This is a genomic window from Changchengzhania lutea (assembly GCF_006974145.1).
GTDB lineage: Bacteria > Bacteroidota > Bacteroidia > Flavobacteriales > Flavobacteriaceae > Changchengzhania > Changchengzhania lutea.
On sequence record NZ_CP039456.1, the window covers coordinates 2,619,714 to 2,633,371 of the forward strand.

Annotated in this window: 14 protein-coding genes; 12 read left to right on the forward strand and 2 right to left on the reverse strand. The window is 35.3% G+C overall.

Annotation, left to right across the window (positions count from 1 at the left end):
- Positions 1–159: 159 nt before the first annotated feature.
- Positions 160–1,056, reverse strand: coding sequence for a gliding motility-associated ABC transporter ATP-binding subunit GldA (gldA, locus tag FAF07_RS11795; RefSeq protein WP_142785292.1), 897 nt, complete (start codon positions 1,054–1,056; stop codon positions 160–162).
- A 566-nt stretch (positions 1,057–1,622) separates the two neighbouring features.
- Between gldA and FAF07_RS11800 the strand changes: the two genes are divergently transcribed.
- From FAF07_RS11800 to FAF07_RS11815, 4 genes are all read left to right on the forward strand, one after another.
- Positions 1,623–2,450, forward strand: a complete 828-nt coding sequence (locus FAF07_RS11800; RefSeq protein WP_142785293.1) for a prephenate dehydratase — start codon at positions 1,623–1,625, stop codon at positions 2,448–2,450.
- Positions 2,447–3,592 carry a pyridoxal phosphate-dependent aminotransferase gene (locus FAF07_RS11805; RefSeq protein WP_142785294.1) on the forward strand — a complete coding sequence of 382 codons (1,146 nt, stop codon included), beginning with the start codon at positions 2,447–2,449 and terminating at the stop codon, positions 3,590–3,592. The genes FAF07_RS11800 and FAF07_RS11805 overlap by 4 nt, the downstream gene beginning before the upstream one ends.
- Before the next feature lie 127 nt (positions 3,593–3,719).
- On the forward strand, positions 3,720–4,571 hold the full coding sequence (locus FAF07_RS11810; RefSeq protein WP_142785295.1) for a prephenate dehydrogenase: 852 nt from the start codon (positions 3,720–3,722) through the stop codon (positions 4,569–4,571).
- An 11-nt stretch (positions 4,572–4,582) separates the two neighbouring features.
- Positions 4,583–5,665 (forward strand): bifunctional 3-deoxy-7-phosphoheptulonate synthase/chorismate mutase type II, encoded by a 1,083-nt coding sequence (locus FAF07_RS11815; protein WP_142785296.1) that lies wholly within the window; start codon positions 4,583–4,585, stop codon positions 5,663–5,665.
- Positions 5,666–5,714: 49 nt separating this feature from the next.
- Here FAF07_RS11815 and FAF07_RS11820 read toward each other — a convergent pair whose 3' ends face one another.
- Positions 5,715–6,356 carry a hypothetical protein gene (locus tag FAF07_RS11820; RefSeq protein ID WP_142785297.1) on the reverse strand — a complete coding sequence of 214 codons (642 nt, stop codon included), beginning with the start codon at positions 6,354–6,356 and terminating at the stop codon, positions 5,715–5,717.
- Positions 6,357–6,441: 85 nt separating this feature from the next.
- Here FAF07_RS11820 and rsgA point away from each other — a divergent pair, with 85 nt between their 5' ends.
- The 8 genes from rsgA to FAF07_RS11860 all read left to right on the forward strand — a co-directional run bounded on the left by rsgA (position 6,442) and on the right by FAF07_RS11860 (position 13,465).
- A complete protein-coding gene (gene rsgA, locus FAF07_RS11825; protein ID WP_142785298.1) occupies positions 6,442–7,392 on the forward strand; it encodes a ribosome small subunit-dependent GTPase A in 951 nt (316 codons plus the stop codon).
- An 89-nt stretch (positions 7,393–7,481) separates the two neighbouring features.
- Positions 7,482–7,934 carry a D-aminoacyl-tRNA deacylase gene (gene dtd, locus FAF07_RS11830; protein WP_142786610.1) on the forward strand — a complete coding sequence of 151 codons (453 nt, stop codon included), beginning with the start codon at positions 7,482–7,484 and terminating at the stop codon, positions 7,932–7,934.
- On the forward strand, positions 7,934–8,479 hold the full coding sequence (locus tag FAF07_RS11835) for a metal-dependent hydrolase (protein WP_142785299.1): 546 nt from the start codon (positions 7,934–7,936) through the stop codon (positions 8,477–8,479). Before dtd ends, FAF07_RS11835 begins: the two co-directional genes overlap by 1 nt.
- The gene (locus FAF07_RS11840; protein WP_142785300.1) at positions 8,445–8,771 is read left to right on the forward strand and encodes a nucleotide pyrophosphohydrolase; all 327 of its coding nucleotides are present in this window, start codon (positions 8,445–8,447) and stop codon (positions 8,769–8,771) included. Before FAF07_RS11835 ends, FAF07_RS11840 begins: the two co-directional genes overlap by 35 nt.
- Positions 8,772–8,804: 33 nt before the next feature.
- Positions 8,805–10,031, forward strand: a complete 1,227-nt coding sequence (gene aroA, locus FAF07_RS11845) for a 3-phosphoshikimate 1-carboxyvinyltransferase (protein ID WP_142785301.1) — start codon at positions 8,805–8,807, stop codon at positions 10,029–10,031.
- A gap of 173 nt (positions 10,032–10,204) precedes the next feature.
- Positions 10,205–11,254 (forward strand): tRNA preQ1(34) S-adenosylmethionine ribosyltransferase-isomerase QueA, encoded by a 1,050-nt coding sequence (gene queA / locus FAF07_RS11850; protein WP_142785302.1) that lies wholly within the window; start codon positions 10,205–10,207, stop codon positions 11,252–11,254.
- Positions 11,255–11,400: 146 nt separating this feature from the next.
- Complete coding sequence (gene rlmN / locus FAF07_RS11855; protein ID WP_142785303.1) at positions 11,401–12,441, forward strand: 23S rRNA (adenine(2503)-C(2))-methyltransferase RlmN; 1,041 nt, start codon at positions 11,401–11,403, stop codon at positions 12,439–12,441.
- Between the two features lie 46 nt (positions 12,442–12,487).
- Positions 12,488–13,465, forward strand: coding sequence for a polyprenyl synthetase family protein (locus tag FAF07_RS11860; RefSeq protein WP_142785304.1), 978 nt, complete (start codon positions 12,488–12,490; stop codon positions 13,463–13,465).
- Positions 13,466–13,658 lie beyond the last annotated feature (193 nt).

Genomic DNA, 13,658 nt, shown 5'->3' on the forward strand with positions numbered 1-13,658 from the left:
CATTTAATGAAACAGCTATGAATCGTAAATTATTTTGAATTGCAAAATTAGCATCTTGATATGTTGACAAAGATGATATTTGTCATGCTTTTCACTTAATTTTAAAATCTCATTATACTAACTTATCAAATAAAGGCTATCTAAATAAATGAGCTAAAATTATTTTGAAGTTAGGTCTCTAAATAAACTTTCTAAACTCGCATTTTTCTGATTAAGCTGAAGTATTTTTAATTGATTGTCATGCGCAAAATCAAAAACGTAGGAGCGCATATCTTTCTTAGTGTTAAATGTGATTTCATAAATAAAATCATGGGTGTTTCTAACCTTTTTAACGTTTGGTAGCTTTAATAAAAAAGCATCTTCAACACGGTAATCAAATTCCACAATAACAATCTGTGCTTCACCTTCCCGCAATTCTTTTAAGTTTTTATCGGCTACAATTTCACCTTTATTAATAATAATAACACGATCGCACATGGCTTCAACCTCTTGCATAATATGTGTGGAAAGAAAAACGGTTTTCGTTGTGCCTATTTGTTTAATAAGATTCCTAATATCAATTAACTGGTTGGGGTCTAATCCTGTAGTCGGCTCGTCCAAAATCAAGACCTCAGGGTCGTGCAACAGCGCATTTGCCAACCCTACGCGCTGTCTGTAGCCTTTAGAAAGTTGTCCTATTTTTTTGTCTACTTCTGGGCTAAGTCCAGTGAGTTGAATGACATCCTCTATGCGAGATTTAGAAACCTTATAAATACTCGCATTAAAGTTTAAATATTCCCGAACATACATATCTAAATACAAGGGATTGTGCTCTGGTAAATAGCCCACACTTTGTTGTACGTTTTGAGTGTCTTCGCAAATGTCAAAACCATTAACCTTGGCATTACCTTCACTCGTAGCGATATAGGTCGCCAAAATTTTTATCATTGTTGATTTTCCTGCCCCATTAGGCCCAAGAAAACCAACAATTTCTGGCTTTTTAATTTTGAAAGACACTTGGTTAAGAGCCTTTTGGGTGCCATAAAATTTCGAAATGTTTTCTACTTCTATCGACATATTGTATAATATTTAATCAAAAATAATGATTCTTTAAAACTAAGTGTTAAAGAAAGTGGTTTAAACTTTTTTCAATTGGCTGCAAAAGGCTCCTTTTCACCCCTTTTTCGCCTTTTTATTACTTCGTAGCCCTGCAATGAAGTGCAAAAAAGTCTTTAAAATGAATAAAAAATAGCTATTTTTCGCTTCAATCAAAAAAGTTTAAACCACTTCAAAATGTAGTCTTGAAAGTGAAAACGAGAATGAAATGAAAGGTTTTGGTTCCAAGCCATTTTAAGATGTCATAGAATAATTGATGCTTAGTTTGGGATAATATAATGTAAAGGTAGTTTTGCTGTAAAATCTTTAAATTTTTTCTGAAATGCGTAAAAAAGCAAGAGCACAATTTTGATTTGAAGAAATATTAATTACTTTAGCCACCTAATTATGACAACAACAGGAACTTATACATATTTTAACAATTGGTTTTATTTCTTTTTTAATAAAAGGAACGAGGCGTTGTATGTATAATTTATAAACATAAATTAAAACATGAGTCTCGATGAAAATCGGGACTTTTTTTATATATGATAACAACGGTAGCTATACAAGGCGTCAAAGGATCATTTCACCATATTGTGTCACAACAATATTTTGATGACTCTGTAAAACTTGTTGAATGTTTAACATTCGATAGGGTAGTGGACGCTTTAATTACTAAAGAAAGTGATGCTGCTATTATGGCTTTAGAAAACTCTATTGCTGGTTCTATTATTCCCAATTATGCCTTAATTGATAAATACGATTTACACGTTGTAGGAGAGCATTATTTGGATATTCAACACAATTTGATGGCGCTGCCAAATCAAGATATCGAATCTATTAAAGAGGTGTTTTCGCACCCTATGGCCTTATTACAATGTAAAGAATTTTTTAAGAATCACCCGCATATAAAACTGGTTGAGGATAAAGATACAGCGGAGGTCGCAGAGCGTATTCAAAAGCATAAGCTTAAAGGAGTTGGTGCCATAGCCAGTGTTATGGCTGCTGAGGTTTTTGATTTGGATATAATGGCAAAAAGTATTCAAACCATTAAGCATAATGAAACACGTTTTGCTATTGTGAAACGAACCAATTCTGAGATTCCAGAAAGCGAGATGACTAAGGCATCCATTAAATTTGAAACCGACCATAAGCGTGGAAGTTTAGCGGCTATTTTAAATGTGATGAGCGATTGTAAGCTAAACTTAACAAAAATTCAATCATTACCTATCATAGAAACCCCGTGGAAGTACGCTTTTTTTGTGGATGTAACTTTTGAAAATTATACAGATTTTAAGAAGGCAAAATCGATCATGAGTATTATGGGGGAAAGTTTTAAAGTATTGGGTGAATATAAAAATGCCAAGATATGATTGAGGTTGCTAATCGATTACATACCGTTGAAGAATACTACTTTTCTAAAAAATTAAGAGAGGTTAATTTGCTTATTGCTAGTGGTAAACCTATTATAAATTTAGGCATTGGCAGTCCAGATTTGCAACCACCGCAAAAAGTGGTAGATGCTTTAGTGGAAGGTTTGTTAAGTCCTGTTGCCCATAAATACCAGAGTTATCAAGGTATTCCAGCATTGCGAGAAGCTATCACTGGTTTTTATAAAGAACATTACGCCGTTAATTTAAGCCCAAATACAGAAGTGCTGCCGTTAATGGGGAGTAAGGAAGGGATTATGCATATTTCTATGGCCTATTTAAATGAGGGCGATGAAGTTTTAATTCCTAACCCTGGTTATCCAACTTACGAATCGGTTACAAAATTGGTGGGTGCTAAACCGGTATTTTACGAGCTGGACGCAAAAAATAATTGGTTGCCAGATTTGAAAGTATTGGCACAGTTGGATTTAAGTCAAGTAAAGTTGATGTGGGTAAATTATCCGCATATGCCAACTGGAGCTAAGGCAACAGATAAGTTGTTTAAAGAATTGGTTGCATTCGCTAAAAAGCATCATATTTTAGTTGTCAATGACAACCCATATAGTTTTATTCTTAACGAACCTCCAAAAAGCATTTTGAGTGTTGAAGGAGCTAAAGACGTTTGCTTAGAACTTAATTCGCTAAGTAAAACATTTAATATGGCGGGATGGCGCGTTGGTATGGTCGTAGGCAGTAGCGAGCATATTAGTAATATATTGAAAGTAAAAAGCAATATGGATTCAGGTATGTTTTATGGCATCCAAAAAGGTGCTGTTGAAGCATTAAAATGTTCTAAAATGTGGTTTGTAACTTTGAATAGTGTATATCAGCAACGTCGGAATTTGGTATGGCAGCTGGCTGATGCCTTAAATTGTACATACGATAAGAAGGCTTCGGGGTTGTTTGTTTGGGCTAAATTACCAGCGTATCTAAAATCGGAAGAGTTTATAGATTTGGTGCTAAAGGAAAACCATATTTTCATAACACCGGGTACTATTTTTGGGAGCAAAGGAGAAGGCTATATTCGGTTTTCGTTATGTGCACAGACAGAAGATTTAGAAGAAGCGATAGCTAGGGTGAAATGATTAGACAGTTGGCAGTAGACAGTTTTCAGTCGCAGTTGCAGTGAGTACAGAAAGCAAATAAATAATAAACATAAGTATTCCCCATAATAGTTTTATCTCCTTTGGAGAAGGCTAGGGAGAGAGAGAAATGAAAAATATATATGTCATAGGAGTTGGATTAATTGGCGGGAGTCTGGCGTTGGACTTTAAAAAGCTGGACAAGGACATCTGTGTTTATGGAATAGACCATAACAACACGCATTTAGATGAGGCAATCACTCTAAACGTTATAGATAAGAAGGCGGAATTAGAGGATATTAAAAATGCAGATTTGGTCATTTTGTCAATTCCTGTAGATGCTTCAGTAACTATGATTACAGATGTGTTAGACCAAATTTCGGATAATACTTTGGTTATAGATGTGGGCTCTACAAAGAGGGATATATGCAAAGCGACAGAAAATCATCCAAACAGGCGTAATTTTTTAGCGATGCATCCCATTGCAGGAACCGAGTTTTCTGGACCAAAAGCGGCTATTCATGGCCTATTTCAAAATAAAACGAACATCATTTGTGAGGTCGAAGAAACAGCGTTTACATTGCAAGAAACCGCATTAAAAATGTTTTCTCAAATAGGAATGCGTATTCGGTATATGAACCCTAAAGCACACGATAAGCATATTGCCTATGTGTCACATTTATCTCACATTAGTTCATTTATGTTAGGTAAAACGGTGATTGAAAAGGAGAAAAACGAACGTGATATATTCGATATGGCGGGGAGTGGATTTGCTTCTACCGTGCGTTTAGCAAAAAGTTCCCCAGAGATGTGGACACCCATTTTTAAACAGAATAAAGAGAACGTTATTGAAACTTTGGAAGAGTATATTGTGAATCTGACGCATTTTAAAGAGTTGATGAAAGCGGACAATTTTGAAGCCATTTTTAACGACATGAAAAACACCAATCATATAAAAGATATTTTAAAAGGAATTGCTTAAGTAGTAAAATTATGGAGAACAAGAAAGAATTAGGAAATTGGTTAAATGATTTAAAATTAAATCATCCTTTGGTTATTGCAGGACCATGCAGTGCCGAAACAGAAGAACAAGTGTTAAAAATAGCCCATGCGCTAAAAGATACCGATGTGAGTTACTTTAGGGCAGGTATTTGGAAACCTAGAACCCGCCCAGGCATGTTTGAAGGTGTTGGTGCTTTAGGCCTAAAATGGTTGCAAAAAGTTAAGTCAGAAACAGGCATGAAAACGGCAACAGAAGTCGCTAATGCTGCGCATGTTAAATTGGCTTTAGAGCATGATATTGATTTATTATGGATTGGAGCACGATCTACAGTGAGCCCGTTTATTGTTCAAGAAATAGCAGATGCTTTAAAGGGCACTGACAAAGTGGTTTTAGTGAAAAATCCAGTTAATCCAGATTTACCATTGTGGTTAGGTGCCATAGAACGTTTGGCTACTGCGGATATTAATAAATTGGGTGTGATTCACAGAGGTTTTTCTACCTACGAAAAAACAAAATACAGAAATAATCCAGAGTGGCAAATAGCGATTGAGTTGCAGACAAAATTTCCAGATTTGCCTATTATCAACGATCCATCACATATTACAGGTAAAAGGGATATGATTTTAGATGTGTCGCAAACCGCATTGGATTTGAATTTTGATGGCTTAATGATCGAGACCCATTATGATCCAGAAAATGCATGGAGTGATGCTGCACAACAAGTGACACCAGATAGTTTAATTCAAATTATGAAAGATTTAAGAATTAGAAAAGAAACCGATTCTGAAGCAGAATATAACAATGCACTGAATAATTTAAGAGCCCAAATAGACGTGGTCGATAATCAGATTATTGATTTGTTAGGGAAACGAATGAAAGCTGCCGACGGTATTGGCGTCCTTAAAAAACAAAAAAACGTAGCGGTACTTCAAAGCAAACGTTGGAATGAAATATTAGGGAATATGGTTTTAGAAGGCAATCATAGAGGTCTTAGTGAAGAATTTATATTACGAATGTTTAAAGCCATTCATCAAGAATCCATCAATCATCAAGAAAAGATTATAAATGGATAACAAAAAAGGCTCGCAATTGCGAGCCTTTTTTGTTATCCATTAAGGGTATTTATTTTGTGTAAGGTATGCGTCGTGAAACCTTTCGCATTAAAACATTGATTAGATCTTGAGCATCCGTCCCTATGGATCCTTTTATCTTTTTTAAATAATTAACAACTAATTCATCATCAGTAGTGCTGGTAAAGTCCATGTTCATTGTTGCCGTATTCGTCGCAAACATACCTCCGGTTAGCACAGCAAGTCCGATAGCGGCACCGTTAGACATCGGCTTACTGGTCTCATAACTACCGGTAATTATAGTTTCGACACCAAGTATTTCACCCAATTCACTAGGTAGATATTCGTCATAAGAATGAATATCAATGCCGTTCTTTTTCAATAAAGCATTTGTTCTAGAAGGGTTTTGTATATCCACTAATAAAGTGCCTCTTTTTTTTCTAGTCAAGAACCAAGAGTGCATGCCTTTTTGAATGTCTAAAGCTTCATTTTTGCCCATTTCAACAATTTGTTCGGGAGTAAAACCTTTCAGTTCTTTCGGTCTTAATTTTACCTGAACTTTCATAGGTAAGATGGCAATGGTCTTCGTATTTGCAACATAATTATCGGCATCAGGATGAACGTATAATTTCGTTTGTGCACTCAGGCTAAACATAATTGAAAATAGGAAAACAAACGGTAGTAATCTTTTCATGTGTTTGGGTTTTTAAAATTAAGGAGCTAATATAAACTTATTCTTACATATTTAATTCTTTTTTTACTTTACTTTTGAAAAAATTATGACAGGACACGTTTATAAATCTACAGGAAGCTGGTACACAGTTAAAACCGAATTGGGGACAACTTACGAATGTCGAATAAAAGGCAAGTTTCGCCTTAAAGGCATTAAAAGCACGAACCCCATAGCGGTTGGCGATATTGTGGATTTTGAATTGGAAACCGATAATAATCAAGAATCTGGTGTTATTCATCATATTCATGATCGTCGAAATTATATTGTTAGAAAGTCGGTGAATCTTTCCAAACAAACCCATATCATTTCAGCCAATATAGATCAGGTGTTTTTGATGATTACTATTAATAACCCGCCCACTTTAACCAGTTTTATCGATCGGTTTTTAGTCACTGCTAATGCATATGCCATAAAAACGGTTTTGCTGTTTAATAAGATTGATACCTATGATGAGAACACGCTTAATGAGGTAAAATATCTGGCTCATATGTATCGTAAAATTGGTTATGAATGCATTGGCGTTTCTGCACAAACAGGTAAAAATGTAGATAAAGTGAAAGCTTTAATGAAAGATACTGTTAGTATGTTTGCTGGTCATTCTGGTGTTGGTAAATCGACGCTTGTTAATGCCATAGAACCTGGGTTAAATATCAAGACAAAGGAAATTTCTACACAACATATGCAAGGGCAACATACCACTACTTTTGCTGAAATGTTCGATTTGGGATTTGGGGCAAAAATTATTGATACCCCTGGAATTAAAGGTTTTGGGGTGGTTGATATGGAAAAAGAAGAAGTAGGCGATTATTTTCCAGAATTCTTTGCTTTAAAGCAAGACTGCAAATTTAATAATTGCATGCATGTTCAAGAACCAAGCTGTGCCGTAAAGGAAGCATTGGATAATGATGAGATTGCATTTTCTAGATACAGAAGTTACCTTCAGATTATTGAAGGTGAAGATGAGCACTTTCGGACTGATATTTGGGAAAAGGAGTAACCAGTTTTCAGTCGCAGTATTCAGTCTTTAAACTTTTTCGAAATTTGAAGTTAATAAAAATTAATGTCCCCTTCGGGGATTTAGGGGGAATGAAAGTTGTTATTCAAAGGGTGTCTAGCGCAAGTGTTATAATTGAAGGGGTAAAGGTCGCTTCAATTTCAAAGGGGCTATTAATTTTGTTAGGAATTGTTGATGAGGATGCCCAAGAAGACATTAATTGGCTATCTAATAAAATAGTGAATCTTCGCGTTGTTGGAGATGAAAATGGTGTGATGAACGCATCAATAAAAGACATGGATGGTGATATTATAGTAGTCAGCCAGTTTACGTTGCATGCTTCCACAAAAAAGGGAAATAGACCGAGCTACATTAAGGCTGCAAAACCAGATATAGCCGTTCCGCTCTATAATAATTTTATTTCAACATTAGAGTCAGATTTAGGGAAAGCTATCAAAACGGGTAAATTTGGCGCAGATATGAAAGTAGATTTAATTAATGATGGGCCAGTTACTATTATTATAGATTCAAAAAATAAAGTATAGTGGCATCTATATTTGGTCATAGTGTTGTTGGATTTACATTAACAAAAATTATCGATTCAAAGAACACAAAATGGTTATTACTCGCCGCCATTTTTTCAACCGTTCTCCCAGATTTTGATGTTATAGCGTTTAATTTCGGAATCCCTTATGAACATCCTTTGGGGCATCGCGGATTTTCGCATGCCATACTCTTCGCATTATTATGGGCATTACTCCTAATGTTTACCATCGGGAGAAAAAGCAAATTCATGTGGTTTTGGGTTATCTTTTTATCTACTATATCACACGGCGTATTAGATGCTATGACCACAGGCGGCATGGGCGTTGGCTTTTTTGTTCCGTTTATTAATGATAGGTTTTTCTTTCCGTTTAGAGATATTGTAGTTTCACCAATTGGGTTAAGGGAATTCTTTTCGACCTGGGGTTTAAGGGTGCTTTTAAGTGAACTTAAATATATCGTTTTGCCATGCGTTCTGATTTTAGTACTTTGGCAATTCAAAAAAAAATTATATGAACATTCAAAACGCACAACAGGCAGTAGATGATTGGATTAAGGAACACGGGGTTCGGTATTTCAATGAACTCACTAACATGGCGCAACTTACAGAGGAAGTGGGTGAAGTAGCACGTATTATTGCTAGACGCTATGGGGAGCAGAGCGAAAAAGAAAGTGATAAGGATAAAGACCTTGGTGAAGAATTGGCCGATGTACTTTTTGTGGTGTTGTGTTTAGCAAATCAAACCGGTGTAGATTTACAAGCCGCATTTGATAAGAGAATGGACAAGAAGGCAAAACGGGACCATGATAGACATCATAATAACGAAAAATTAAAGTAAATTTGCAAGCTTTAGAAAGCAAGATACTTTACCATGGATATTACTCTTCACAAATCACAAATCGCAAATCGTAAGTCTAAAATAACTATTACAGGATCTAAGAGTGAGTCCAACAGGTTATTGTTGTTACAAGCTCTGTATCCTGAAACTCAACTTAAAAATATTTCAAATTCAGATGATAGCAATCTCATGATGGCCGCCCTAAAATCTGAATCTAAGCTTGTAGATATCCACCACGCAGGAACCGCAATGCGATTTTTAACCGCCTATTTTGCTGTCAAAGATGGAAGGGAAACGGTATTAACCGGTTCTAAACGCATGAAGGAACGCCCTATAAAAATTTTGGTTGATGCGTTACACCATTTGGGTGCTGAAATATCATATCTAGAGAATGAAGGATTCCCGCCGATAAAAATCAAAGGTAAAAAATTGATTGAGCATCGCGTAGCACTTAATGCTAACGTGAGTAGTCAGTACATTTCGGCCTTGTTGCTCATCGCATCAAAACTAGAAAATGGTTTAGAATTAACACTTAATGGGGATATCACGTCGATGCCCTACATAAAAATGACATTAAGCTTATTAGATGAATTAGGGATTGAATCTTCTTTTAAAAACCAAGTCATTACAGTGAAACCAAATACCAATCCTATAACTCCAAAAACGGTAGTAGTGGAGTCCGATTGGTCTTCAGCCTCATATTATTACAGCATTGCAGCACTCAGTAAGTTAGGTACAGAAATTACGTTGTCATCCTATAAACCAACCTCTTTACAAGGCGATTCGGCTTTAGCTGATATTTACAAACACTTTGGAGTAAGCTCAACATTTAATAACAATTCAGTCACTTTAAGGAAAGAATCTACAAACATGCAACCCTTAAATTTAGATTTGAAACATGCGCCAGATATTGCTCAAACCATAGCGGTAACTTGTTTCGGATTGGGCATAGCATGTCATTTGACAGGATTACACACCTTAAAAATTAAAGAAACGGATAGACTAGTCGCTTTAAAGACCGAAATAGAAAAATTAGGAGGACAAGTTCAAATTACAGATAAATCATTACAGCTGGAACCATCAAAAAAAATCCACCCAAATGTATCCATTGCAACCTATAATGATCATAGGATGGCTATGGCCTTTGCACCTTTGTCACTTCGGGTGCCATTAATTATTGAAGATGCTGAGGTGGTATCAAAATCATATCCAAGCTTTTGGAACGATTTAAAATCTATAGGATTTAAAATAACTGAATAATAATTACCTAAATACTTGACAACCCCTATCTTCAGATTGTATATTTGCAACTTTCCAATACCAATCAAGCAACAAATATCGCGAATAAAATAGATATGACTAACAATTTTGGTCAAACTACTAATGGTTGTTTGGGTGTTACAAATCACAATAAATAAAATAAAAACTAGCAAATGAAATTATCACATTTTGGCTTCGAATTACCTGAAGAATTATTAGCAGAATACCCATCAGAACACAGAGATGAGGCACGTTTAATGGTTTTAAACAGAAAAGAGCAAACGATTGAGCATAAGTATTTTAAGGATATTATTGACTATTTTGATGAAGATGATGTTATGGTACTTAATGATACCAAGGTGTTTCCTGCTAGATTGTACGGTAATAAAGAAAAAACAGGAGCGAGAATAGAAGTATTTTTGTTACGTGAGCTTAATGAAGAACAACGTCTTTGGGATGTTTTAGTAGATCCAGCACGTAAAATAAGAATAGGGAACAAACTTTATTTTGGTGAAGACGAAAATTTGGTAGCCGAAGTAATTGATAACACAACATCTAGAGGGCGTACCTTACGTTTCTTATATGACGGCTCATATAAAGAGTTTCGTATTAAGCTCAATGAATTGGGTGAAACGCCACTTCCAAAATATATAAAAAGAGATGTAGAGCCAGAAGATGAGGGTCGTTACCAAACCATATTTGCAAAAAATGAAGGTGCTGTTGCAGCACCAACTGCGGGCCTGCACTTTTCAAAACATTTACTAAAGCGTTTAGAAATCAAAGGTGTGAACTTTGCAGAAGTGACACTTCACGTGGGCTTAGGGACCTTTAATCCTGTTGAGGTTGAGGATCTTTCAAAACATAAAATGGACAGTGAAGAGCTTAAAATTAATGAACTTGCTGTCGATATTGTAAACACTGGATTGAAAAACAAAAAACGCATATGTGCAGTTGGTACAACAGCTATGCGTGCCGTAGAAAGTGCCGTTTCGTCTAATGGGAAACTTAATGAATTTGATGGATGGACTAATAAATTCATCTTTCCACCATATGAGTTTAGCATTGCGAATTGTATGATAACCAACTTTCATACACCTAAATCGACCTTATTAATGATGGCTTCAGCCTTTGCTGGTCATGACTTTATTAAAAAGGCTTATGATGAGGCTATAAAAGAGAAATATAAATTCTACAGTTATGGTGATGCCATGTTAATTATCTAAAATTTAGAGCCTTGTTTTTACAAGGCTTTTTTATTCGCTTTATTTTAATGTGCAGCAAAATGCTCTCCTAAATAATAAATTGAAATTCATATCCTCGTATTAATTAAAGTATAATCAAAAAACCTTTCACTATTTTTGCACCACTTATGGCAGATACTAAAAAGGATATTCGCGCTTTAACCAAAGAGCAACTTAGAGATTTCTTCGAAAAAGAAGGTGATAAGGCCTTTAGAGGAAATCAAGTTTATGAGTGGCTTTGGCAAAAGTCTGCACATAGTTTTGAAGCCATGACCAACGTTTCGAAAGAAACCCGTCAAATGCTTGAAGCTAATTTTGTTATCAATCATATAGAGGTCGATCAGATGCAACGTAGTAATGATGGTACCGTTAAAAACGCGGTTCGATTGCATGATGGACTCATTGTAGAATCTGTATTAATACCAACAAAAACGAGAACAACTGCATGTGTGTCGAGTCAGGTAGGTTGTAGTTTAGATTGTAAATTTTGTGCCACAGCACGCTTAAAGCGTATGCGAAATTTAAATCCAGATGAAATTTACGATCAGGTGGTTGCTATTGACAAGGAGAGTAGGCATTATTATAACAGACCTTTGAGCAATATTGTATTTATGGGTATGGGCGAACCGTTGATGAATTATAATAACGTTATTAAAGCCATAGATAAAATTACGTCACCAGAAGGGTTGGGGATGTCGCCAAAGCGCATTACGGTATCAACTTCGGGCGTTCCTAAAATGATTAAAAAAATGGCAGATGATGCCGTGAAGTTTAACTTAGCCGTATCGTTACATTCTGCTATAGATGAAGTAAGAACATCCATCATGCCATTTAATGAAACCTTCCCATTAAAAGATTTAAAAGAAGCTTTAGAATATTGGTATGCTAAAACAGGCCGTACAATAAGTTATGAATACGTGGTTTGGAAGGGTATTAATGATACTCAAAAAGATATTGATGCTTTCGTGAAATTTTGTAAATATGTACCTAGTAAAGTAAACATCATCGAATATAATCCTATTGATGATGAAGATTTTCAACAAGCCTCTAATGAGGCCTTAGAGAACTATATTTATCATCTAGAAAAAAATAGAATTGTTGTCAATGTAAGACGAAGCAGGGGCAAAGATATTGATGCAGCTTGCGGACAATTAGCTAATAAGTCTTAAGTTACGTTTTATGAAATTCATCTATAATAGTATCTTTGAGTATTAAATGAAAATAGTAGAGCAAATAAAACTACCCATCGCTTACGAAATGGATCTCTTTGAGCAAAAGTTCCAGCTCTCTATGGCAAGTAAAGTAGCGTTACTTAACCGAATTACCCATTATATAGTCAATAGAAAAGGTAAACAAATGCGACCTATGTTCGTGTTTTTAGTTTCTAAAATGGTATCCAATGGTGAGGTGGGAGAACGTACCTATAGAGGCGCTTCGGTAATTGAGCTTATCCATACGGCCACTTTAGTACACGATGATGTGGTAGATGATAGCAATAGACGCCGCGGATTCTTTTCAGTGAACGCCCTGTGGAAAAACAAAATAGCCGTTTTAATTGGAGATTACTTATTATCCAAAGGCTTGTTATTATCTATTGATAATAATGATTTTGATTTACTTAAAATTATTTCTATCGCCGTTCGTGAAATGAGTGAAGGCGAATTGCTTCAAATTGAAAAGGCTCGAAAATTAGATATTACTGAAGACGTTTATTATGAAATTATCCGTCAAAAAACGGCAACACTCATTGCGGCATGTTGTAGTTTGGGCGCGGCTTCTGTAAAACCAGAATCGGTTCACGTAGAATCGATGCGCAAATTTGGTGAACTTATAGGAATGGCATTTCAAATTAAAGATGACTTGTTTGATTATGGCAATACGCAAATAGGAAAGCCGACCGGCATTGATATTAAAGAGCAGAAAATGACCTTGCCTTTAATTCATGTGCTCAACAATGTATCCAAGAGTGATAAAAATTGGCTCATTAATTCGATTAAAAATCATAATAAAGACTCGAAACGTGTTAAGGAAGTGATTAGTTTTGTAAAGGATAATGGTGGACTTGATTATGCCGTTGAAAAAATGAAATACTTTCAAGCGGAAGCCCTTATTATTCTTAAAACCTACCCAGAATCAGCATATAAAAATTCACTTGAACTTATGGTGAATTATGTGATTGATAGGAAAAAATAAGGGATCCTTCTCAAATATACGATTTGTAATTTGTTGCTTTTGCTCATCTTCGTTCCTGAATGATATTCATCCTCTTGTTGTTTTAATCAAAATTCCCACAACCAATTAGACTTTTTTAAAATGTCAATTTGACATATTTGTAATGCTAAATCTGTCAAATTGTTCGTTTTTAAGCGCTAAAATTTATAGTTTT

Coding starts and splice junctions, on each gene's coding strand:
- gldA (WP_142785292.1), bottom strand. CDS start 1,056: ATGTCGATAGAAGTAGAAAACATTTCGAAATTTTATGGCACCCAAAAG.
- FAF07_RS11800 (WP_142785293.1), top strand. CDS start 1,623: ATGATAACAACGGTAGCTATACAAGGCGTCAAAGGATCATTTCACCAT.
- FAF07_RS11805 (WP_142785294.1), top strand. CDS start 2,447: ATGATTGAGGTTGCTAATCGATTACATACCGTTGAAGAATACTACTTT.
- FAF07_RS11810 (WP_142785295.1), top strand. CDS start 3,720: ATGAAAAATATATATGTCATAGGAGTTGGATTAATTGGCGGGAGTCTG.
- FAF07_RS11815 (WP_142785296.1), top strand. CDS start 4,583: ATGGAGAACAAGAAAGAATTAGGAAATTGGTTAAATGATTTAAAATTA.
- FAF07_RS11820 (WP_142785297.1), bottom strand. CDS start 6,356: ATGAAAAGATTACTACCGTTTGTTTTCCTATTTTCAATTATGTTTAGC.
- rsgA (WP_142785298.1), top strand. CDS start 6,442: ATGACAGGACACGTTTATAAATCTACAGGAAGCTGGTACACAGTTAAA.
- dtd (WP_142786610.1), top strand. CDS start 7,482: ATGAAAGTTGTTATTCAAAGGGTGTCTAGCGCAAGTGTTATAATTGAA.
- FAF07_RS11840 (WP_142785300.1), top strand. CDS start 8,445: ATGAACATTCAAAACGCACAACAGGCAGTAGATGATTGGATTAAGGAA.
- aroA (WP_142785301.1), top strand. CDS start 8,805: ATGGATATTACTCTTCACAAATCACAAATCGCAAATCGTAAGTCTAAA.
- queA (WP_142785302.1), top strand. CDS start 10,205: ATGAAATTATCACATTTTGGCTTCGAATTACCTGAAGAATTATTAGCA.
- rlmN (WP_142785303.1), top strand. CDS start 11,401: ATGGCAGATACTAAAAAGGATATTCGCGCTTTAACCAAAGAGCAACTT.
- FAF07_RS11860 (WP_142785304.1), top strand. CDS start 12,488: ATGAAAATAGTAGAGCAAATAAAACTACCCATCGCTTACGAAATGGAT.